General features: G+C 67.4%; 20 protein-coding genes. 14 read left to right on the top strand and 6 right to left on the bottom strand.

The window, feature by feature from the left end; genetic code table 11:
* Nucleotides 1-39: 39 nt before the first annotated feature.
* From A5650_RS04780 to A5650_RS04770, 3 genes are read left to right on the top strand one after another with little or no spacing between them, the layout of a single operon-like run.
* A complete protein-coding gene (locus A5650_RS04780; protein ID WP_156744009.1) occupies nucleotides 40-1,281 on the top strand; it encodes a cytochrome P450 in 1,242 nt (413 codons plus the stop codon).
* Between the two features lie 9 nt (nucleotides 1,282-1,290).
* Nucleotides 1,291-1,482 (top strand): ferredoxin, encoded by a 192-nt coding sequence (locus A5650_RS04775; RefSeq protein WP_067286820.1) that lies wholly within the window; start codon nucleotides 1,291-1,293, stop codon nucleotides 1,480-1,482.
* 51 nt (nucleotides 1,483-1,533) lie between these two features.
* Complete coding sequence (locus A5650_RS04770) at nucleotides 1,534-2,295, top strand: MarP family serine protease (RefSeq protein ID WP_082950611.1); 762 nt, start codon at nucleotides 1,534-1,536, stop codon at nucleotides 2,293-2,295.
* Here A5650_RS04770 and A5650_RS04765 read toward each other — a convergent pair whose 3' ends face one another.
* Nucleotides 2,296-3,111 carry a thioesterase family protein gene (locus tag A5650_RS04765; protein WP_067286814.1) on the bottom strand — a complete coding sequence of 272 codons (816 nt, stop codon included), beginning with the start codon at nucleotides 3,109-3,111 and terminating at the stop codon, nucleotides 2,296-2,298.
* Nucleotides 3,108-3,926 (bottom strand): SMP-30/gluconolactonase/LRE family protein, encoded by an 819-nt coding sequence (locus A5650_RS04760; protein ID WP_067286811.1) that lies wholly within the window; start codon nucleotides 3,924-3,926, stop codon nucleotides 3,108-3,110. Before A5650_RS04760 ends, A5650_RS04765 begins: the two co-directional genes overlap by 4 nt.
* A gap of 72 nt (nucleotides 3,927-3,998) precedes the next feature.
* Here A5650_RS04760 and A5650_RS04755 point away from each other — a divergent pair, with 72 nt between their 5' ends.
* From A5650_RS04755 to A5650_RS04725, 7 genes are read left to right on the top strand one after another with little or no spacing between them, the layout of a single operon-like run.
* Nucleotides 3,999-4,703: an NIPSNAP family protein gene (locus A5650_RS04755; protein WP_067286918.1), complete on the top strand. Its 705-nt coding sequence runs from the start codon at nucleotides 3,999-4,001 to the stop codon at nucleotides 4,701-4,703.
* Nucleotides 4,700-5,938 (top strand): cytochrome P450, encoded by a 1,239-nt coding sequence (locus A5650_RS04750; RefSeq protein ID WP_067286807.1) that lies wholly within the window; start codon nucleotides 4,700-4,702, stop codon nucleotides 5,936-5,938. Before A5650_RS04755 ends, A5650_RS04750 begins: the two co-directional genes overlap by 4 nt.
* 1 nt (nucleotide 5,939) lies before the next feature.
* Nucleotides 5,940-6,908, top strand: coding sequence for a zinc-binding dehydrogenase (locus A5650_RS04745; RefSeq protein ID WP_067286803.1), 969 nt, complete (start codon nucleotides 5,940-5,942; stop codon nucleotides 6,906-6,908).
* Entirely contained in the window at nucleotides 6,905-7,651 is a 747-nt protein-coding gene (locus A5650_RS04740) for an HpcH/HpaI aldolase family protein (RefSeq protein ID WP_067286800.1), read from the top strand. Before A5650_RS04745 ends, A5650_RS04740 begins: the two co-directional genes overlap by 4 nt.
* Nucleotides 7,648-8,373, top strand: coding sequence for an SDR family NAD(P)-dependent oxidoreductase (locus A5650_RS04735; RefSeq protein WP_067286796.1), 726 nt, complete (start codon nucleotides 7,648-7,650; stop codon nucleotides 8,371-8,373). Before A5650_RS04740 ends, A5650_RS04735 begins: the two co-directional genes overlap by 4 nt.
* On the top strand, nucleotides 8,358-9,863 hold the full coding sequence (locus A5650_RS04730) for a flavin-containing monooxygenase (protein WP_067286793.1): 1,506 nt from the start codon (nucleotides 8,358-8,360) through the stop codon (nucleotides 9,861-9,863). The genes A5650_RS04735 and A5650_RS04730 overlap by 16 nt, the downstream gene beginning before the upstream one ends.
* Before the next feature lie 4 nt (nucleotides 9,864-9,867).
* Nucleotides 9,868-10,782 carry an alpha/beta hydrolase gene (locus A5650_RS04725; protein ID WP_067286790.1) on the top strand — a complete coding sequence of 305 codons (915 nt, stop codon included), beginning with the start codon at nucleotides 9,868-9,870 and terminating at the stop codon, nucleotides 10,780-10,782.
* An 86-nt stretch (nucleotides 10,783-10,868) separates the two neighbouring features.
* On the opposite strand, the gene A5650_RS04720 is transcribed toward A5650_RS04725, so the two are convergent.
* A complete protein-coding gene (locus A5650_RS04720; RefSeq protein ID WP_067286786.1) occupies nucleotides 10,869-11,336 on the bottom strand; it encodes a polyketide cyclase in 468 nt (155 codons plus the stop codon).
* Nucleotides 11,337-11,404: 68 nt separating this feature from the next.
* On the opposite strand from A5650_RS04720, the gene A5650_RS04715 reads away from it, so the two are divergent.
* Complete coding sequence (locus A5650_RS04715; protein ID WP_067286783.1) at nucleotides 11,405-12,574, top strand: acyl-CoA dehydrogenase family protein; 1,170 nt, start codon at nucleotides 11,405-11,407, stop codon at nucleotides 12,572-12,574.
* Here the strand turns inward: A5650_RS04715 and A5650_RS04710 are convergent.
* Nucleotides 12,571-13,503: an LLM class flavin-dependent oxidoreductase gene (locus tag A5650_RS04710; RefSeq protein WP_067286915.1), complete on the bottom strand. Its 933-nt coding sequence runs from the start codon at nucleotides 13,501-13,503 to the stop codon at nucleotides 12,571-12,573. The two genes, A5650_RS04715 and A5650_RS04710, sit on opposite strands and share 4 nt — an antisense overlap.
* Before the next feature lie 108 nt (nucleotides 13,504-13,611).
* Here A5650_RS04710 and A5650_RS04705 point away from each other — a divergent pair, with 108 nt between their 5' ends.
* Nucleotides 13,612-14,529, top strand: coding sequence for an LLM class F420-dependent oxidoreductase (locus A5650_RS04705; protein WP_067286780.1), 918 nt, complete (start codon nucleotides 13,612-13,614; stop codon nucleotides 14,527-14,529).
* A gap of 67 nt (nucleotides 14,530-14,596) precedes the next feature.
* On the opposite strand, the gene A5650_RS04700 is transcribed toward A5650_RS04705, so the two are convergent.
* Nucleotides 14,597-15,274 carry a DUF427 domain-containing protein gene (locus A5650_RS04700; RefSeq protein ID WP_067286777.1) on the bottom strand — a complete coding sequence of 226 codons (678 nt, stop codon included), beginning with the start codon at nucleotides 15,272-15,274 and terminating at the stop codon, nucleotides 14,597-14,599.
* A 117-nt stretch (nucleotides 15,275-15,391) separates the two neighbouring features.
* On the opposite strand from A5650_RS04700, the gene A5650_RS04695 reads away from it, so the two are divergent.
* Both A5650_RS04695 and A5650_RS04690 read left to right on the top strand, forming a co-directional pair.
* Entirely contained in the window at nucleotides 15,392-16,819 is a 1,428-nt protein-coding gene (locus tag A5650_RS04695; RefSeq protein ID WP_082950610.1) for a WS/DGAT/MGAT family O-acyltransferase, read from the top strand.
* Nucleotides 16,820-16,923: 104 nt separating this feature from the next.
* A complete protein-coding gene (locus tag A5650_RS04690; RefSeq protein WP_067286773.1) occupies nucleotides 16,924-17,478 on the top strand; it encodes a hypothetical protein in 555 nt (184 codons plus the stop codon).
* On the opposite strand, the gene A5650_RS04685 is transcribed toward A5650_RS04690, so the two are convergent.
* Nucleotides 17,475-17,729 (bottom strand): DUF2631 domain-containing protein, encoded by a 255-nt coding sequence (locus A5650_RS04685; RefSeq protein ID WP_067084737.1) that lies wholly within the window; start codon nucleotides 17,727-17,729, stop codon nucleotides 17,475-17,477. The two genes, A5650_RS04690 and A5650_RS04685, sit on opposite strands and share 4 nt — an antisense overlap.
* Nucleotides 17,730-17,793 lie beyond the last annotated feature (64 nt).

The raw sequence follows: 17,793 nt of genomic DNA, 5'->3' as shown, positions 1-17,793 counted from the left end.
TAGCTTTACAAACATTTGACGAAGTGTCACGCTGATTCGGTGACATCAGCCCGCGAACACAGCGCTGCCGACATCACGTCCGAAGAGTTCTGGGGCCAGCCGTTCGACGTGCGCGACGAGACGTTCGCGCGATTGCGGGCCGCGGACGGGTTGAGCTGGCATCCCCCGCTGCCCTCGATGTTCGAGCTGGAGGAGCCAGGATTCTGGGCGTTGACTCGGCGCGCGGACATCGCGTACGTCAGCCAACATCCCGAGCTGTTCACCTCGGCGCAGGGCATTGCGCTGAACCCGATGCCCGCCGAGATCCAGCGGTTCGCCTCGTTCTTCTTGACCATGGACCCGCCGCAGCACACCGTGTACCGCCGGTTGATCAGTTCGGCGTTCACCCCCCGTAACGTACGGCTGATCGAGGAGCAGATCCACAAGAACGCCGTCACCATCGTTGAAAACCTCGTCGGCGCAGGCGAAGTCGACTTCGTGGCGGCGTGTTCGGCTCAGCTGCCGATGCTGACGATCATGGAAATGCTCGGGGTGCCCAGCGCCGACCAGCCCGCCGTCGCGTACGCCGCGGAGAAGCTGTTCGGCATGACTGACGACGAATACGCCACCGAGGACGAACGCGTCGCCGACCCCGTCGCCCAGATCACGCTGTTGTCGAACACGGGCGTCGAGTTGGCCAAGTTCCGGCGCACCCACCCCGGCGACGACCTGATGACCAGCATCGTCAACGCCGAGGTCGACGGTCACCGATTGACGGACGAGGAGATCGGATCCTTTCTGATCCTGTTGGCCTCCGCCGGCAACGACACCACCAAGCAGGCAACGACGCACGCGATGATGGCGCTGCAAGACAACCCGGCCCAACGCGATTGGTTGATGGAGGACTTCGACGGCCGGATCGGCTGGGCCGTCGAGGAATTCGTCCGCTGGGCATCGCCGGTATTGCAGTTCGCACGCTTCGTCGTGGAGGACACCGAGATCAATGGTCAGCCGGTCAAGGCGGGGGACAAGGTCGCACTGTTCTACTGCTCGGCCAACCGAGACGAAACCGTGTTCGCCGACGCGGGCGCGTTCGACCTGTCCCGCTCGCCCAACCCGCACCTCGGGTTCGGCGGCGGCGGCCCGCACTTCTGCCTGGGCAGCCAGCTGGCCAAGACCGAGCTGCGAAACCTGTTCCGCGAGCTGCTAACCCGTTTGACGACGATCGAGTTCGGCGAGCCCGACCTGCTGTACAGCAGTTTCGTGCACGGCGTCAAACGGCTACCCGCTGTCGTTCGCTAGGAGTTGGGCATGCACGTCGAAGTCGATCTGGACAAATGCACCGGCCACGGAATCTGCGAGTCGATCGCCGAGGAGGTGTTCGAGGTGCGCGACGACGGCATCGTGCTGATCCACGAGCCCGAGCGGCCCGAGTCCGATAGGGAGCGGATGCGCCAAGCCGTGACACAGTGTCCGGCCGCCGCCTTGCGCCTGATCGACTAGCGTCGAGCGGCTTGCCCGCCAATCCGGCTCGGCGGAGTTATCGTTTCCGCAATGAGGTCGAGGTTGCTTGCGGTGTGCCTGGTCGCGATCGGCGTGACCGGCTGCGGTGCCCTCAGAGGATCGTTCGACCTCATCGCACAGGAGCCAACTCCGATCGCGATCACCACGGTCGCCGCGCCCGATGAAACGCTGGCCGACGCCGCGGTCGTCACGCAGGCGGCGCGCAGTGTGGTCCGCATTCACACCGAGGCGCTTCAATGCGCGAGGACGGTGGACGGCAGCGGCGTCGTCGTCGCGCCGAACAGGGTGATGTCCGCCGCGCACGCCGTCGCGGGCGCGGACTCCGTGAGCGTCTTCCTCGGTGACCGGGAAATTCCCGCCACCGTGGTGATTTACGACCCGGCGATGGACGTCGCCGTGCTCGACGTGCCCGACCTGCATGCTCCTACGCTGCCCTTGGACCAGCATCCCGCCGTCACCGGCACGGATGTCATGGTGCTCGGCTATCCCGGCGGAGGGCCGTTCGTGGCCACCCCAGCGCGCATCCGCAGGGTGATGGAGCTTCTCGTGCCGGACATCTACCGGACCACGACGGTCAATCGCGAGGTCTACGTCATCAGAGGGCCGATCCGGCACGGCGGATCGGGCGGACCGCTCATCGATCTGAACGGCCGGGTGCTCGGGATCACCTTCGGCGCGGCCATCGACGATCCCGAGACCGGGTTCGTGCTCACCGCCAAGCAGGTCTCCACACTGGTGATGGATGGTGCGCGGGCCCGCACGCCGGTCGCGACCGGCGCCTGCACGCCCTGATCAGCGTCCCGGCAGCGGCCGCACGAGCACCGACTGTTGGATCGCGCCCACCGCGCCGGACTCGTCGAACAGTGTGCCGAGCGTCGTCCCGATGCCGTCGGGTCCGTAACTGGTCTCCGCGCGGATGCCGATCCACTCGCCGGCCGGGATCCGGTGCACATGGACGACGAGGTCGGTGTTCATGAACGTCCAGCGGCGGATGTCGAGTTTGGCGCCGATGCCGTTCGCGTCGTCGGCTACCGCGAACAACCGCTGAAGCGGTGTCATGGTCTCGCCCTTGACCAGATCGACCTCGGGGCGGATCCACGACTCGCCGGGGCCCTCGCTCAACGGTTCTGTCAGCCACCGCCAGTCGAGGCTGTGGACGTAGTTACGGTCCCAATCCTTCTTCATGTCACGGCTTTTCGCCTCGGACAGCGGCCGCAGGGCCGGTGCCGGCGCGTGTTGTACGGCGCCGGTGTCGACGGTCGTGAGCCGCCATCCGCTGGCGCGCGCGACGGGCCGCGCGTCACCGTCGGGACGCTGGGCCAGCAGCTCGGAACTGACAAGCTCGATCTGCTTGCCCGAGCGTTCGATTCGCGACCGCACCCACAGGTCGCCTTCCGCGGGCACACCGCCGAGCAGGTCGATCAGCACCCGGCTCAGGCGTGTGTCGTCGCGGGCTTCGCAGCCTTCGAGCGCCCGCACGAGGATGGCCGACACCGGGGCTCCGTGCTGGATCGCGGCCGACCAGGTGCTGCGGACCAGGTCCGTCGCGCGGAATCGTTCGCCGAGCGGATCGGCGTCGTCGATGAGCTCGTAGTAAGAATCGCTCACGGTATCCCGGCTCCCGGTACGTCGACGGTGATCGCATCGACGCGCGACAGCTTGGTGCCCTTGAGCCGCTGCGGGTAGGCGTCGGTGCTGGATAACAGGAACAGTGTGCGCCGCTCGGGACCGCCCAGCGCGCAGGCGATTGCGGTGCGGCCGCCGATGTCGATGCGGTCGGTGACGACGCCGCCCATGATGATCCGCTCGAACTGATGGGCGAGCGTCATCGCGGCCCACACTCCGCCCTCAGCGTCGAGGCAGATGCCGTCCGGCGGTCCGTCCAGCCCGTCGGCGAAAATCCGCCGATCGGACAGCGCGCCGTCGCCGGCGATGTTGTATGCGGTCAACCGGCGTCCGGTCGACTCCGCGACGATCAGCGTCGCGCCGTCGGGCGTGATGGCCATGCCGTTGGGGAAGTCGAGGCCGTCGGCGACGACGGTGGAGGTGCCGTCGGGATCGAGCCGCACGATCACCCCGTCCTCTCGTGCCTGCGAGCCGACGTAGGCCCGGCCGTCGTCATCGACGACCATGTCCCCGAGCGGGGCCGGGACCATCGCGGTCAGGTCGGCCATCGTGGTGACGTGCTCGCCGTCGTAGAGCAGGATCTGGCGCGACTCGGTGGACGAGATCAGCAATGACCCGTCGGGGCGGAACCCGAGGCCGGACGGAGCATGCCCGGGCAACGGCAGCGCCGTCAGGTCACCGTTGAGGTCGACGGTGTGCACGGCCTCGCCGAGCATGTCGGAGAACCACAGCAGACCCTCGAACCAGCGCGGTCCCTCACCGAAGCAAAACCCCTTCGCAAGCGGTGTCAGGCTCATTCCCACACACCTTTACAAAACACGCGACAAGTGTCACGCTCGCAGGGTGTCACTGTCAAACTGGTGCAGGTCATGAAGAAGTATTACGGTCACACACTGCTCTATCTCCACGAGACCATCGCGCTCGGTTCCGGCCGCTCCGACCGGTTCACAGAGGTGTTCAGCGACGTCTACCAGCCGATGATGACCGGTCTCGGTGCGCGGCTGTTCGCGATGTGGGAAACGACTCCCTACAACGGTCACTGGCCGCAGGTCACGATCGTCTGGGAGATCGACAAGTTCGCCGACTATGCGCGCATCGGCAAGGCGCAAGCCAGGGGTGGTACCCATGAGGAAGCGGCGGCGAAGTGGTCGACGTTTCTCGCCGAGATCGGCGCCTCCGGGGAGGGCCGCATCATGTACGCGGGCAAATACAATCGGACGCTCGCGCAACTGCAGGAGGCGAACTTCGGTGCGGGTCTCGTGATTCAAGAGATCATGCAGACCAAACCGGGCCGGCAGGACGACTACATCCGCGAGCTGGAACGGCTGTATGTGCCGTGGTCGGAGCGCACCGGAAAGCGTTGGCTTGGTTCGTTCATCACGACGTTCCGCTTCAACGAGGTCATCCACTACTGGGCGCTCGACGGCGACTGGGACTGTTTCGCCAACCACTACCCGTCGTGGAAGGACAGTCCGCCTGCCGAGATCGTCACGTGGATGAGCGTCGCGCCCGCGCTTCGCGATGGCTGGGAAGACTCGATCCTGCAGGCCCTACCGCCCTCACCGCTGCAATGAATACTTCTGTGCTCGAGACGTTCTCCTACGATCCGTTCGATCCGGCGGTGATGGCCGATCCGCAGCCGTATTACCGGATACTGCGCGACCGGTACCCGGTGTACTACGTGGAGAAGTGGGACACGTACGCCCTGTCGCGGTTCGAGGACATCTGGCGCGTGCTGGAGGTCAACGACGGCACGTTCGTCGCCTCCGAGGGAACGCTGCCCGCCGCAACGATTCTCGGGACCCGCAACGACGGTCCCGTGCCGGATCCGGCGCTGCACCCCACGCCGTTCCACGCGAACTTCGACGCACCGATCTACGACACGGTGCGCCGGTGCACGTCGGCCCTGTTCCGGCCGAGGTCGGTAACCAAGCTGGCCGACCGCATCCGGGCCTTGGCCAACGAGCGCCTCGACGAACTGCTGCCGCGCGGCACGTTCGACCTCACCCAGGACTACGGTGGCATCGTCGCTGCATCGATGGTGTGCGAATTGCTCGGCCTTCCCGCCGATCTGGCGAGCGATGTGCTGGCGACAGTCAACGCCGGAAGCCTCGCGCAACCGGGCAGCGGGGTGGAGGTGGCCAACGCGCGGCCCGGCTACCTGGAGTACCTCGTCCCGATCATCCAGCGCAGCAGGGTAGCTCCCGGCGAGAATCCGATCGCCGACAACCTGATCGCGTACCGGCTGCCGGACGGCTCGGCGTTCAACGACGTTGAGGCGGCCACGCAGCTCCTCGGAATCTTCATCGGCGGAACGGAAACGGTGCCGAAGATCGTCGCGCACGGCCTGTGGGAGCTGGGCCTTCGGCCCGGCCAGCTGTCCGCAGTGCGTGGTGATCTCGACGTCAACGTACCTGTCGCGCGCGAGGAGATGATCCGCTACTGCGCGCCCGCACAGTGGTTCGCACGCACGGTCCGCAAGCCGTTCACCATCCACGACACCACGCTGCAGCCCGGTCAGCGGATCATCACGCTGCTCGCGTCGGCCAATCGCGACGATCGCGAGTATCCCGACCCCGACGCGTTCATCTGGGACCGCCCCATCGAACGGCTGTTGGCTTTCGGTCGCGGACAACACTTCTGCCTCGGCGTACACCTCGCGCGGTTGGAGATCGGCATCATGGTGACCGAATGGCTCAAGCGTGTGGGCGGGTGGCGCATCGACGGTGAGGCCGCGTCGCGGCCGCCATCGAGCTTCCAGTGGGGCTGGAGCAGTGTCCCTGTCGAGGTCCAAGTGGAGGGCGCCTGATATGTGGTCCTATCGGCTGGCCGCCCCCTACACGTTCGAGCGCCAGGACATCCCGGAAAAGACCCCGGAGTCGCTGGGGAACCGGCAGGTGCTGCTGCGGTTCCGCGCGGCGGGCGTGTGTGGCAGTGACCTTCCGCCGTTTCGCGGTGTGCGGGGCAAGATTCCGGGCGACCGCGGGTTGAGCGCGGCCGAGATGCCCGGATTCCCGATTCACGAGGTCGTCGGAGAGGTGATCGCCAGTAGACATCGCAGCCACGGTGTGGGGGACAGCGTCGTCGGCTGGGCGTCCGGCTTCGACGGGCTGATGCAACACGTCGTCGCCGACGGTGACGGGCTGTCGTACTACGACCACACCCTGAGCCCGCAGCACGCCGTCGCGTTGCAGCCGCTGGCGTGCGTGCTCTATGCGATCGAACAACTGCCCAAACTCAGAGGCCTGCACGTCGCGGTGATCGGACAGGGGTCGATCGGCCTGCTGTTCTCCTACGCGGCAAAGGCGTTCGGCGCGCGGCGGGTCACCGGAGTCGACCCCGTGGACAGAGACGCGGTGGCCAAGGAATTCGGCGTCGACACGATCGTGCGTGCCACCAGCGACCGCTGGGTGAGCCACCTCGAGGCCGGCGACCGTCCCGACGTCGTGGTCGAGGCCGTCGGCCATCAGGTCGCCACGCTCGGGCATGCGATCGCGGCCGCCGCCCCCGGCGGCACCGTCTTCTACTTCGGTGTGCCCGAGGACGACAGCTACCCGATTAGCATGCGGACGATGCTCCGCAACAACCTGACGCTCAAGTCCGGCGTCACCCTCGACCGGCGCCGGATGCTTACCGCGGCCAACGAATTCGCCCGGCACCATCCCGATCTGCTACCGGCTTACGTGACACACACCTTCGGTGTCGAGGACACCCAGGCGGCGTTCGAGCTCGCGTGCCGTCCGTCGCCGAACCGCATCAAGATCGCGATCGTGGAATGATCACCAGCAGGTTGCAGGACGCATTGGCCGCGCGAGAGCGGGTGTGGGGCGGCTGGATCGTCGGGCCCACCATCATCGGACCCGAAGAATTCGCCCAAGCCGGCTACGATTACGTCGGATTCGACATCCAGCACGGCTACCTCGACGATGCCGATGTCGCCCTGCTGCTGCGACGGCTGGAGCACGTACCGATCGCCACCGCGGTGCGCGTCGCCTCGCCCGATGCCGCGCCCATCGGCCGGGTGCTCGACGCGGGCGCGGACGCCGTCATCGTGGCGATGGTCGAATCGGCCGAGCAGGCGGCGGCATCCGTCGCGGCCACCCGCTACGCGCCCGCGGGTGTGCGCAGCTACGGGCCGCTGCGGCCCAGCCTCGGCCGTGAGCCTGCCGAACACGAAGCGCGGGTGAGCGTTTTCGTGATGATCGAAAGCGCGCCCGGGTTGGCGGCGCTCGACGAGATCTGCGCCGTACCGGGCCTGACCGGTGTCTACGTCGGGCCGGCCGATCTCGCGATCTCGCTGGGGCACACGCCCGCCGAAGCGTGGAACGCCTCGGCCGTACAAGACGCGATCGCCCGCGTCGCGGCCACCGCCACGGCCGCGGGACTGATCCCTGCCATCCACGCCGGTGCGGCGAAGACCGGAAAGAAGATGGCGGAGTTGGGCTTTCGCATGCTGACGCTCGCCTCGGAGTCGCAAGCGCTGCGGCACGGCGCGTCCGAGATCCTGCGGGAGGCCCGGTGACCGCCGATGGACGGGTCGCGTTGGTGACGGGCGCCGCTCGGGGACAGGGTGCGGCGATCGTGGCGCGCCTGCGCCGGGACGGTTTCCGTGTCGCCGCCTGTGATGTGCTGGCCGACGAGTTGAAACGATCCGTCGGCGAGCTCGGCGACGACGGCGTGATCGCGGTCGACCTAGACGTGACGTCGCCCGCACAGTGGGCCGCCGCGGTGCGGACTGTCGCGGACATGTTTGGTCCGGTGACGACGCTGGTGAACAACGCCGGGGTGCTGCACAGGGCGTCGTTGGCGGACGAGACCCCAGAAGGGTTCGAATCCAGCTGGCGGGTCAACTGTCTCGGCCCGTTCCTGGGCGTTCAGGCGACACTCGAACACCTTCGCAAGGCCGACGGCGCGGCGATCGTCAACACGTGCAGCACCAGTGCCGTGCGGGCGTTCCCCGTGCACGCCGCCTACGGGTCGTCGAAATGGGCGCTGCGCGGGCTCACCCAGGTCTGCGCGGCCGAACTGGCGGGCGACGGCATCCGCGTCAACGCGGTGTTCCCCGGGCCGATCGCCACGCCCATGCTCGACGACGCGACACAGAGCAGGTTGACCGCGACGTTCGGCCGGCTCGGTCAGCCGGTGGAGGTGGCCGATGCGGTCGCCTATCTGGTGTCGGACCACGCATCGTTCATCACCGGCGCAGAACTCGTCGTGGATGGTGGACAATGCCTCCGGACGTGAACCTCTCGGTGGGCATCATCGGCGCAGGACCCGGGGGTCTAGCGCTCGGGATCTTTCTGCGCAAGGCGGGGTTTCGCGACTTCACGATCTTCGACCGCGAGGATGGCGTAGGCGGCACCTGGCGCATCAACACCTATCCGGGCCTCGCGTGCGACGTGAAGTCGCACCTGTACTCCTACTCGTTCGACCTCAACCCGGACTGGTCGCGACTGTGGTCGGGCCAGAAGGAGATCCTCGAGTACTTCGAACGCTGTGCGCGGCGCCACGAACTCGCCCCGCATCTTCGGCTCAACACCGAGATCACCTCGGCGCGGTGGTCGGGCGAGGATTGGCGGCTGACGACCGCGAACGGTGAACAGTTCACTTTCGACGTGGTGGTCTCCGCCGTCGGCTTGTTCACCAGGCCCGTCATGCCCGACCTGGTGCAAGAGGAGCCGTTCAGTGGCGCCGTGATGCATACGGCGCGGTGGGACCACTCCGTCGACCTGGCGGGTAAGCGGGTCGCGGTGCTGGGAACGGGATCGACTGCGGCACAACTCGTTCCGGAAGTCGCCAAGGTGGCCGATCGGGTGTACTCGGTGCAACGCTCGCCGACGTGGATCCTGCCGAAGCCCGATCGGCCCTACACCGAGCGGGAGAGGTGGATGTTCCGGTACGTCCCCCTCGCCAAGAGGATCTACCGGACCCGGCTGTGGCTGCGCAGCGAGTCGAACATCTCGGTCATCGAGAACGGCAGCGACAAGACGCAGGAGTTCACGGGCATCGCGCTCAAGGTGCTCGAGGCGGCCGTGCCCGATGAGGAGTTGCGGCGCAAGCTGACCCCCCATCATCCGCTCGGCTGTAAGAGGCTGGTGTTCGCAACCGACTACCTGCAGACCCTGACGCAACCGCACGTCGAGGTCGTGGCGAGCCCGGCGCGATCGCTGCGGGGGAGGTCGTTGATCACCGAGGACGGGACCGAACTCGACGTCGACGTGGTGTTGTGCGCGACGGGCTACGCCGCTGCCGACTATCTCGGTCAGATCGACGTCGTCGGCGAGGACGGGGTCTCGTTACGTGAGACCTGGAGCGACGGTGCGTACGCTTACCTGGGCATGGCGGTGCCGCGCTTTCCCAACTTCTTCATGCTGTACGGCCCCAACACCAACGTCGGGTCCAACAGCGTGATCTTCATGCTCGAGGCGCAGGCTCACTACATCGTGCGGGCGCTGAGACACCTTCGGCGTAAGGGCAAGTCGTACATCGCGGTCCGGCCGAGTGCGATGGCGGCGTTCCTGGCCAAGGTCGACCGCTGGATGGAGGGCACCGTCTGGCTGACCCGGTGCAGCAACTACTTCCGCGCCGCGAACGGCCGTGTGGTCACCCAGTGGCCGCGCAGCGCCCGCGCGTTTTGGGGTATGACACGAAGGTTCACGGCATCCGACTACACATTCGAGCCGGCTCGGCAGGACCGGGCAGCGGCAGAGACTCGGGCCGCTGCGAGGCCTTGACGTCGTGACCATCGTCGACCGGCTCGACCCCGCGCTGCGCCACCTGGCGGAGGCCCGGACCGATCTGTCGCCGGGGTTGCTCGGCGTCGTCCGCGATTCACTCAATCAGCGCCGCGCCGAGACCGCCAGGGCGGTCAACGACATCGTCGTCGAAATCGAAGAGCGCGTGGCTGATTCGGTTAGGGTGCGCATCTACCGCGGAGCGGCCGCACCATCGCCGGCGGTGATCTACTGCCACGCCGGGGCGTTTGTGCTGGGCAACCTCGACACCGATCACCTGCAGTGCGTCGAGCTGGCCCGGCGCGGGGGTTGCACGGTGCTCTCGGTCGATTACCGGCTCGCACCCGAGCACCCGTTCCCGGCCGCGCTGAATGACGCGCTGGCGGTGCTGAACTGGACCGACGAATGTGCGACAGAACTCGGGCTCGACGCCACCAGGCTCGCGGTCGCGGGGAGCAGCGCCGGTGGTGCGCTGGCTGCGGGGCTCGCCCAACGGTCGGCGGAGTCGGCGGCGCCGCCGGTGGTGTTCCAGCTGCTGCACCAGCCGGTGCTCGACGACCGGCCGACCGAATCCAAGCGAGAGTTCGTCACGACACCCGGCTTCGACGGGCCCGCGACCGAGCTGATGTGGCGGCACTACCTGGGGGACGCCTCCGCCGACGTCGCCGCGGTCCCCGGTCGGGCCGCTCACTTGGCCGGCGTGGCAGGCGCGTTCATCAGCTGCTCGGAGCTTGACCCGCTGCGCGATGAAGCCGTGGAGTACGCGCAGCGACTGATGCACGCCGGCGTCGCGACCGAACTGCACGTGTTTCCCGGCACGTTCCACGGGTTCGACTCGATGGTTCCGGAATGGGAGATCAGCGTCCGGTTGTTCGAGCTGCAGGGCGCGGCGCTGCGTCGGGCGCTGCACGGCTCGTAGTGTGCGCGCGCTCGCCGGCTGCGACGGTGCGCAAAGTGCTGAGAAATGGCGGCGTGTCGTGTTCAGACACGCACGCTCGCGGAATTTCAGGAGAGTTCGCGGGCGATCGCGGCGTGGTACTCGTCGATGTGCGCCGGGTTGACCGCACGGAAGAACCCGTCCGGCAGGGGCACGTGCTTGTAGGCCTCGACGGTCATCGTGCGGGTGAACAGCGTGATGTCCTCGCCGGGCCGGGTGAAGTGGTATTCCACGGTGATTCGGCCCTCCATGCCACCGTTGCCGTCGCGGTCGTGGCCGAGGCGGCCGATCGAGGTGAACACCCAAATGGTCGGGCGCGCGGCGACGGCCAGGTGCCAGGTGAACACGCGGTCGCCGTCGGGACCGGTCTCGGTCCAGGTGTCTCCGACCTTCAGAGGCAGATGGTCCGGTAGGCCGCCGATGTGGGCGCTCGTGGGGTATGTCTTGGGCCAGTTCGCCGGGTTCGTCACGAAGTCGTAGATCGCCTCCGCCTCGACGGTGAACGCGGTTTGCGAACTGGTTGTGACGATGCCCAATGTGCTGCCTTCCGTGGAGGGACGGGTTCAGACTTTACAACTAACCGCAGAAGTGTCACGGTGTCCAGGTGGACTTCTCTCGTGTGCGATTGAGCGAGGACGACCGGGCGTTCCAGGACGAGGTTCGTGACGTCCTGCGGTCCGTCGTCACCGACGAGGTCATCGAACGGGACCGCCGAACCGGCGAGAACTTCGACGAGGGTGTCCATCTCGCGCTCGCGGAGCGGGGCTACCTCGCGGCGGAATTCAACTCCGAGGCCGACGGCGGCTTCAGCGCCATCCGCCGCCGCATCTGGGAGCTGGAGATCGGCCGCTCCCACGCACCCTGGTTTCACTGGCCCACCACGATGATGGTGGCGCGCTGCCTGGAGCAGTTCGCCACGCCGGAGTTGAAGCAGGAGGTGCTGCCGAACGTGCTGTCGGGGCACTGCCGGCTGTGCCTGGGCTACACCGAACCCGAGGGCGGCTCGGACGTCGCCACGTGCAAGACCCGCGCGGTGCGGGAAGCGGACGGGTCAAGCTGGATCATCAACGGCTCCAAGATGTTCACGTCGAACGCGCACAACGCGCAGTACGTCTTCCTGATCACCAACACTGACCCCGAGGCGCCGAAGCACAAGAACCTCACGATGTTCCTGGTGCCGCTGTCGTCTCCGGGCATCGAGATCCAGCCGATCCGAACCGTCGACGGTGACCGCACCAACATCACCTTCTACAGCGACGTCCGCGTCGACGACAAATTCCGCGTGGGTGCCGTGAACGGCGGCTGGTCGGTGCTGCGAGAGGCGCTCAACGCCGAACACGGCACCATCGAACGCGACAAGCAGGGCCTGCAGAAGCTGGCGACGATGAGCGAGCACCTGTTACTGCTCGCCGAGGCCGTCGACCAGATCGCCGCCGTGGTGAGTGACGAGGATTCGGCGCGGTACCGGCTCGGGCGCGCCGTGGCGCGGATCGAGGCGGCCCTGAGCACGCCGGACATGTTCGGTCGGGTGGCGAACGCGCAGACGATGCGTGACGTCGCACCGGATCTGATGGACCTGCTGGGGACGCCCGGCAGCCTGCCGGTCGGGGCGGAGGGCGTCGCGGGCGGTGGGGGAGTCGAGTACGCATTCCGCTTGGCCGGGCCCGCCGGCATCTACGGCGGCACGCTGGAGGTGTTCCGCAACATGATCGCCCAGCACGCGCTGGGACTCGGCCGGCCGAGCTACTCGTCCCCGGCGAAGCGGTCCGCTTAGAGTCGCGCGATCACCTCGGCGGCCAGCAGATCCAGCGTCCGGTCCGACGCGCGATCGTGTGTGAACAGCACGATCTGGCCGAAACCGAGCTCCCGTAACTCGTGGAGACGGTCGACGATGGTCGGCGGTGTCCCGATCAAGCCCGCCTCCTCGAGGCCGAACGCCGGTGCACCAAAACGCTTCTCGGCCAGCCCACGCACCTCCGTCACCGATGCGTCGTCGGGCGCGAGCGCCATCACGGCCTCGACCGACAACACAATGGTCGACGGATCCCGGCCGACGTCCTCGCAGATGGTCCGCAGCACCGACACCTTGTGCTGCAGTTGGCCCAGCGCGTACGTCGGCACGTTCCACACGTCCGCATATCGGGCCACCAGCGGCAGCGTGTACTTCTCGCCGACGCCCCCGACCACGATCGGCGGCCTCGGCCGCTGGACCGGACCGGGCTTCACCGCAAAGTCGGTGATGGTGAAGTGCTTGCCGCTGAAGTCGATTCGTTCGTCGGAGAAGGCCTGCGCCAGGATCTCCAGCGTCTCGCCGAGGCGCTCGGAACGCTCGCGAAACGATCCCCACGGCAGCCCGGTGCGGATGTGCTCGTCTTCGATCGAACCGCTGCCCAGGCCGAGCTGCAGGCGGCCGGCGGAGATCTGATCGAGCGTCGTGGCCATCTTGGCCAGCACCGCGGGATGGCGAAACTGGTTGCACAGCACCATATGTCCGATCCGGATGCGTTCGGTGTTGCTCAGCAGCGCGGTGGCCAGCGTCCACGCCTCCAGCGACGGATAGTCCGGCACGCCAGGCCCGTAGAGGTGGTCGTAGAGCCACAGCGAGTCGATGCCGAGCGCCTCGCAGCGCCGGGTGCGTTCCAGCATCTGTTCGTAGGTGAAGCCCATCTGCGGCAGGTAGACGCCGATCTCGGGCCTCGCCAGGTCGGTAGTGCCCATCGCCTCCCCATCACCTTGGAGCTGTACTTTCCGCGGTTCGCATGGTAACGACATTCTCGGAAAACGAGAAGAATGTTCTAGACGGGACACGATATGCGGTTCACCTTCACCCACCCGATGCACACCCACCCGTATAACTCGGAGCTTGTCACCGGCAGGGGGATCGCGACGGTCGCGACCGCTGCGGAGGCCGCGGGTTTCGACGGGTTCGGGTTCACCGACCACCCGGCGCCGACACAGCGCTGGCTGCAGGCCGGTGGCCACGACGCGGTGGACCCGTTCGTCGCGATGGGTTACGCCGCCGCGGTCACCACCCGCCTGCGGCTGATCCCGAATATCGTCGTGCTGCCGTACCGCAACCCGTTCGTCGTCGCCAAATCCGGTGCCACCCTGGACCTGTTGTCCGACGGGCGGTTCACGCTCGGCGTCGGCGTCGGCTATCTGAAGCGGGAATTCACCGCGCTCGGCGTGGATTTCGAGGAGCGGGCCGCGCTGTTCGAGGAGGCGCTGGAGGTCATCCGCGGAATCTGGACCACCGACGACTTCTCCTACGAGGGGCGACATTTCACCGCCAGCGGCATCACCGCACACCCCCGGCCGGTCAGCGATCCGTATCCACCCATCTGGATCGGCGGCAACACCACCGCCGCCCGCAAGCGCGTCGTCGCCCACGGTGACGGATGGTGCCCGTTCCCCGCGCAGGGCGTGCTGGCCCAGACCGCGCGTACGGCGCCCATGGATGTCGAGGCCCTCGCATCGGGCGTCGAGGATCTGCGGCGCCGGTTCGACGAAGCGGGCCGCGACTGGTCGCGCATCGACATCACCTTCACCAACCCCGACGGCGGCGCTCCCGGCGGCGACGACTTCAACCCCGATGAGTACCTCTCCGGATTGGAGAAGCTGGCCAAGCTCGGGGTGACGTGGGTTCAGGTCGGTCTGCCCGGCGACAGCCTCGCGCACGTGCTCGAAGCCATCCAGCGGTTCGGCGAGTCGGTGATCGCCAAGTCCTGACGCCGAGACTGAACTTATGCGCGATATCGGGGGCGAAACTCGCGCAGAAGCTCAGATTCGGCGGTGATCAGGTGCCGGGCAGTTCGGCCGACACCTCGGCGCGCTCGGGGTCGAAGCTGAAGAAGCCCGCGATCGGCAGCGTCTCGGGCGGCGGGTCCGGATAGCTCCACGCGACGTCCTCAACCACGGTGTCGCCGACGACGGCCGACCAATACGACGCGTAGCCCTTGTAGTTGCAGTAGCTGGTGGTCGACGACGGCCGCAGCAGTTCGGTCCGCACGTGCGCCGGGTCGACGTAGAGGCGAGGCTCCAGCGACGTCTCGAAGACGATCACGGTCTCGGCCGTGTCGACCAGCGATGCGCCCGCCACCGTCACGCGCAGCGCGCGATGGGTCGGACGACAGTCGACGCGGTGATACGGGTTGGGCGGATAGTGCACGAGCGTGCGGCCCTCTTCCAGCCATGTGTCGACGCTGTCCCACGGCACGCGGACGTAGCCGGGCGCCTCGTCGACGGGCTCGCACGGAAGGTCGCCGACCTCGTCGACGGGAAAGGCGTAGCTGAGCGGGTGGCCGCGACGGTGCACCATCAAGGCGCGCTCGGTGTCCAGCACCGTGTTTCCGTTGCGCAGTGCCTGCACCCGGCGCGGATGCGGTTCGACGAACACCACGTCGGCGGGCAGCGGTGGCGTGAACCAGCCGGCCGGATCGTTGCCCAGCGGTCCGCGGGCGGCGACGAGACTCATGCCGGTCAGCCTTACAAATTTCGGGCTCATCGTCACCTCCCCAGCGAACGTGCTTGAGGAGGAGCACGATTGGGAAACCGGTAGGCGTTGCCTGGGCGAGGCGGGATGCGGGGAGGAATGAAGCGACTCAACGGTGTGGACGCGTTGATGCTGTACAGCGAGACGCCCGAGATCCACATGCACACGCTCAAGATCGGCATCCTCGACGTGTCGGGCATCGAGGACTACAGCTTCGACATGTTCCGGCGGGTCGCCTATCCGCGGTTGATGGCGCTCTCGGCGTTGCGCTACCAACTCGTCGACATCCCGCTTCGGCTTCACCACCCGATGTGGTGGGAGAACCACGACATCGACCTCGACTACCACCTGCGCCGGGCGCGCGTCGCGCCGCCGGGCGGCAGGCGTGAACTCGACGACCTCATCGGCGAGATCGCCAGCACGCCGCTGGACCGCAGCCGCCCGCTGTGGGAGATGTACGTCGTCGAGGGCCTCGCCGACGGCCGCGTCGCGATCGTCCACAAGGTGCATCACGTGCTGGCCGACGGCGTCGCCTCGGCCAACCAACTCGCCAAGGCACTCGAACCCGAGGCGCCGTCGCCAGTTCGGGTCGTCGCCGACCCCTCGTTGCGCACCACGGCGCAACTGCTCAAGGCCGCAGGTCGCGACCACGCCCAGCTCATCCGGCGGCTGCCCCGGCTGCTCAACGAAACGGCGGCCGGCGTGTCGCGGGTACGCAAGCGCGCCAGGGAGCGGGGCCGTCATCCCGATCTGGCGCGCAACTTCGCCCCGCCGCAGACGTTTCTCAATCACGTCGTGTCGCCGGGGCGGCGATTCGCGACGGCGCCGCTGTCGCTGGCGGAGGTCAAGGAGACCAGCAGACATCTGGGCGTGACGCTCAACGACATCGTGTTGGCCACCGCGGCCGGGGCACTGCGCACGCTGCTGCAGCGCTACGACGGGACCGCCGACGAGCCATTGATCGCCGGCGTGCCGGTCAGCACCGACCCGTCGCGAGATCGCTTGACGGGCAACGAGTTCACTTACATGATGCCGTCGTTGCCGGTGCACATCGCAGATCCGCTCGAACGGGTCAGGCTCACCGCGGTGGCGACCAAGATCGCCAAGGAGAGTCACCAGCTGCTCGGGCCGACGGTGCTGCCTGCGTGGATGTCGTATCTGCCACCGGCGTTGGCGCCCAGATTCTTTCGGATGCAGGCGAGCCGAATGGAGTCCGGCGCGGTGATGAACCTGACCATCTCCAACGTCGCGGGACCCCGCGATCGCGGCCACATCGCAGGTGGTGTGCTGAGCGAGATCTACTCTGTCGGACCGGTCGTCACCGGCAGCGGGATGAACATCACGGTGTGGAGCTACGTCGACCAGCTCGCCATCTCGGTGCTGACAGACGACCGCACGCTCGACGATCCTCACGAGGCGACGGACGCGTTGATCGAGTCCTTCGTCGAGATCCGCCGCGCCGCGGGGTTGTCCGGCGAGCTGACCCCGGTGGCTTCGACTCTGCCTCTGGCCGTCGCCTCGCGCTGACCGACGCGACACCGAACCTTTACAGATCGCGACAATAGTGTCACGCTCTAGGGGCGCCGTGACGCCTCCTCGACCGGCGTCGCTGACCCGATCGGATAGGAACTATGGCGACTCGACCCTCTACCGACGACGTCGTGTCGGCCGACGGCGCCCTGGCCGCCGACGACCCGGTCAAGCAGCATCAGCTCAGCATTCTGGCGACGAACCTCGCCGACCTGGTTGGACGCGCGGGCGGTTGGCTGTTCGACCGCGCGCGGGCCGGCTGGGACGTCAACGTCTGGGTCGAGGACTGCACTGATGTGCGGGCGCTGACCATCCTGGGCGCCAACGCCACCCGTCAGGGCGCACACAGCGCCTTGCGCGACGCGGCCCGAGACGGTGCGCTCGCGGTCGGTGCGGAGCTACTGCGTGACGATCCGCGGGTGCGGGCCCACGTCTTCGAGTTGGTGAAGCGCGGCGCCGAGGTGATGGTGTGGGGCGACGAGTGGCCGGCCGAACTCGGCGGTCGCGTCGAGGCGACCGAGCATCGGCTGAGTGTCGCGGCCCGCGCGTTCAAGGCCCGGGCCCTGGCTGCGGCCGACGTGACCACCGCCGTCGGCGCCACCGAGACGCTCTTCGACCTGGGGATCGAGTCCTTCCGGCCGCTGAACCCGGTCTAGCGAATCCAGCCGCGGCGGCGCAGCCACCAGTCGCGGGCGACCGCGGCCAGAATTACGACGGCGAATCCAATGAGGAAGAGATCCTCGACGCGTCCGACGTGATTGCCGTGCATGAGGGCGAGCAGGAACAGCGCCGCGATGATGCCGCCGATGTGGAAGAACTTCGGGTTCTCCTTCGACCAGCCCCACTCGGCGGACGGCACGTCTTCGACGTCGACCCCGGTGTGTCGCTGCACCTCGGTGTTGGCCACGGCTGCTCCTCATGGTCGGGCTCGGTACTGCCGACATTCTGGCATATGCCCAAAACAGGGGGCC

The organism is Mycobacterium sp. 1164985.4 (genome assembly GCF_001668575.1).
GTDB lineage: Bacteria > Actinomycetota > Actinomycetes > Mycobacteriales > Mycobacteriaceae > Mycobacterium.
The sequence above is the reverse complement of the archived record's forward strand: the minus strand, read 5'-3'. Positions and strand labels throughout refer to the sequence as shown.

Excerpts from the sequence above, each read along its gene's own strand:
- A5650_RS04775 (WP_067286820.1), top strand. The coding sequence starts at position 1,291 with ATGCACGTCGAAGTCGATCTGGACAAATGCACCGGCCACGGAATCTGC.
- A5650_RS04770 (WP_082950611.1), top strand. The coding sequence starts at position 1,534 with ATGAGGTCGAGGTTGCTTGCGGTGTGCCTGGTCGCGATCGGCGTGACC.
- A5650_RS04760 (WP_067286811.1), bottom strand. The coding sequence starts at position 3,926 with ATGAGCCTGACACCGCTTGCGAAGGGGTTTTGCTTCGGTGAGGGACCG.
- A5650_RS04755 (WP_067286918.1), top strand. The coding sequence starts at position 3,999 with ATGAAGAAGTATTACGGTCACACACTGCTCTATCTCCACGAGACCATC.
- A5650_RS04750 (WP_067286807.1), top strand. The coding sequence starts at position 4,700 with ATGAATACTTCTGTGCTCGAGACGTTCTCCTACGATCCGTTCGATCCG.
- A5650_RS04745 (WP_067286803.1), top strand. The coding sequence starts at position 5,940 with ATGTGGTCCTATCGGCTGGCCGCCCCCTACACGTTCGAGCGCCAGGAC.
- A5650_RS04740 (WP_067286800.1), top strand. The coding sequence starts at position 6,905 with ATGATCACCAGCAGGTTGCAGGACGCATTGGCCGCGCGAGAGCGGGTG.
- A5650_RS04730 (WP_067286793.1), top strand. The coding sequence starts at position 8,358 with ATGCCTCCGGACGTGAACCTCTCGGTGGGCATCATCGGCGCAGGACCC.
- A5650_RS04705 (WP_067286780.1), top strand. The coding sequence starts at position 13,612 with ATGCGGTTCACCTTCACCCACCCGATGCACACCCACCCGTATAACTCG.
- A5650_RS04700 (WP_067286777.1), bottom strand. The coding sequence starts at position 15,274 with ATGAGTCTCGTCGCCGCCCGCGGACCGCTGGGCAACGATCCGGCCGGC.
- A5650_RS04695 (WP_082950610.1), top strand. The coding sequence starts at position 15,392 with ATGAAGCGACTCAACGGTGTGGACGCGTTGATGCTGTACAGCGAGACG.
- A5650_RS04690 (WP_067286773.1), top strand. The coding sequence starts at position 16,924 with ATGGCGACTCGACCCTCTACCGACGACGTCGTGTCGGCCGACGGCGCC.